The 2,010-nt window shown below is 47.2% G+C and carries 4 protein-coding genes; all 4 read right to left on the reverse strand.

What is annotated here, in order from left to right:
* A partial coding sequence (locus tag FD23_RS09820; protein ID WP_236743881.1) for a DUF3021 domain-containing protein occupies positions 1–437 on the reverse strand: 437 nt, incomplete at its 3' end.
* A 10-nt stretch (positions 438–447) separates the two neighbouring features.
* Positions 448–1,044 (reverse strand): 3'-5' exonuclease, encoded by a 597-nt coding sequence (locus FD23_RS04915; RefSeq protein WP_074027701.1) that lies wholly within the window; start codon positions 1,042–1,044, stop codon positions 448–450.
* 108 nt (positions 1,045–1,152) lie between these two features.
* On the reverse strand, positions 1,153–1,611 hold the full coding sequence (locus FD23_RS04920; RefSeq protein ID WP_230844845.1) for an MmcQ family protein: 459 nt from the start codon (positions 1,609–1,611) through the stop codon (positions 1,153–1,155).
* 117 nt (positions 1,612–1,728) lie between these two features.
* A complete protein-coding gene (locus tag FD23_RS09680) occupies positions 1,729–1,899 on the reverse strand; it encodes a hypothetical protein (RefSeq protein ID WP_230844846.1) in 171 nt (56 codons plus the stop codon).
* Positions 1,900–2,010 lie beyond the last annotated feature (111 nt).

The raw sequence follows: 2,010 nt of genomic DNA on the forward strand, positions 1-2,010 counted from the left end.
TGGTAAAAAATCAGCCAGACGATAAAGGCAACGGAGATTTCACCGGCAATAGTCAAGAAGGCCGGACAAAAGCCGGCTTTAACCGGGATCCAGCCAGTCCAAAAGCTGACCAGGGTCATACAGCCGGTTCCCATGTGGATTAAGACCTGGTAGGCTGGTGCCAGCTTGTCATTTTGATAAACGATGCTGGGCAGGCCAAAACCGAGGCCGACCAAGATGATGCCGGCCAGCATCTGAGTATATTCAGCAACCGTCATAGTCAAGCTACCGGCTCCTTTTGCTAAAAGCAACATTAAGTCCTCATAGCCGATCACTGCCGTCCCTTTTTCAGCAGCTTTTTTACACTTGCCGGTGACATGATCCAGCTTGCCCTTTAGCAAGTAGTCAGTCACGCCGGACACCGAGCCGGTCACCTTGCCGCCGTGGCTTTGAATCAAACTGGTCAGCTCATATCTGGTGGCCGGTAATCACAAAACGCTGGCCAGCCAGGCGGGAGGCAACCTGCTTGGGGGTAAAATCAATTATTTCCGTGGCTTTAGCTAAATCGCCGTCGCGGAGTTTCTGGTAAACGATATTGTTGGTAATACAGTCGCTAATGGCAATGTGGGAGTTGATATTGATCCCATAGTATTCCTTCAGAGTCGACAGTCTGACGTTAGGGATAGGATCTGCAAAAAGACCCCGCTTTTTGTAACTATTGGCCAAAAGCAAGGTATCCAGTTTCGGATTAGCCACCGGATAGCCGTTATCGGCCAAAAAATTGCAGTCAAAATTAAGTATATTGTGGCCAACCAAGGTATCGTCGCCGACAAAGTCCAAGAAGTCTGGCATAACTTCATCAATCAAGGGAGCGGCGTCAGTTTGGTAATTGCTGATGCCGGTCAGATGAGAGACGTAATCATTAATTTTTTCCAAGGGGTCAACATAAGTTGAGAACTTCGCTGCGGTTTGGTCGTCTCTGACCTTTAATGCCCCAATTTGGATGATCTTTTTCCCAGTTGTTTCCAAGTCAAAAACCGTGTAGTCATGCAGTTTAGGATCCATCTTGCTACTTCTTTCTCTCAGTAAAAGCCCGGCTTTCGTCCAGCATGGCCAGAACTTCTTCATCTGGCAGATCATTATTGAGCAGAACTGACAGCCAGTTTTGCTTATTCATGTGATAAGCCGGGAAAAAACCGCCTTTTTCAGCAAAGCAGGCAATTTTTCCTCAGCCAGCTTCAAATTAAGTACCGCGGCTTCCTGCTGGTCTTTCTCATCACCTGTCAACTTGCCTAGAGGCACAGCCATCAGCAAGCCATACCATTTCCGGTTCTGGGGATTACGGAAGACAGCGTAGTCCGGGAATTTCTTAAAAGGAAAATCCGGCTCATCACCGTAGCAGGCCTTAATTTCATCCTTGATCCGGTCTGCCTGGGCTTTGATGAAGCATTTACCGGCAATATCCTGCAAAATCGTCCTGTATTCCGTCTTGACTACGGCGCTGAAGCTGCCCGTATTACTTTCAACGCGGAGTAAAAGATATTCCTCCCCGGTATCAAGATCATAGACGTTACCGCTGACCTTACCAGCTGAAGAAATTCTAATTTTTGCGAGGAAATTAGCACTTTTCAAGGGAACTTCAAGATAATAGTCATCACCATTTTTTTGAAGCCATAGGCGGCCAGTTTATTAAACCTGCACTGTCTTTTAGCAAAAATCTCTTCTTCTACGTTCATTTTTCACCTCAACCTAGCTCTTATATGCCGGGTTAGCCTGGCGGACAGAGCCGCCATATTCCTTAAGCAGGCGGAAAAAAGCCCCTTCAACCGAAGCTGGCAGGTCCACATGCGCTACATAATCCTTCCCAAGCGGCCCATAACCATCTTTATCGTCGTCAACCAGTCTGTATTCGTATTCCATAATCTTCTCCGCTTCAAAATAAAAACGCGGTCTGGCATAAATCCAGCCCGCGCTTATTTTCCGCCCGTCATACCCCAAAACGATGGTTGTGTTTCAACCAGTCCTTAATCA

Origin of the sequence: Lactobacillus delbrueckii subsp. delbrueckii DSM 20074 = JCM 1012, from assembly GCF_001433875.1 — a bacterium.
Taxonomy (GTDB): Bacteria; Bacillota; Bacilli; order Lactobacillales; family Lactobacillaceae; genus Lactobacillus; species Lactobacillus delbrueckii.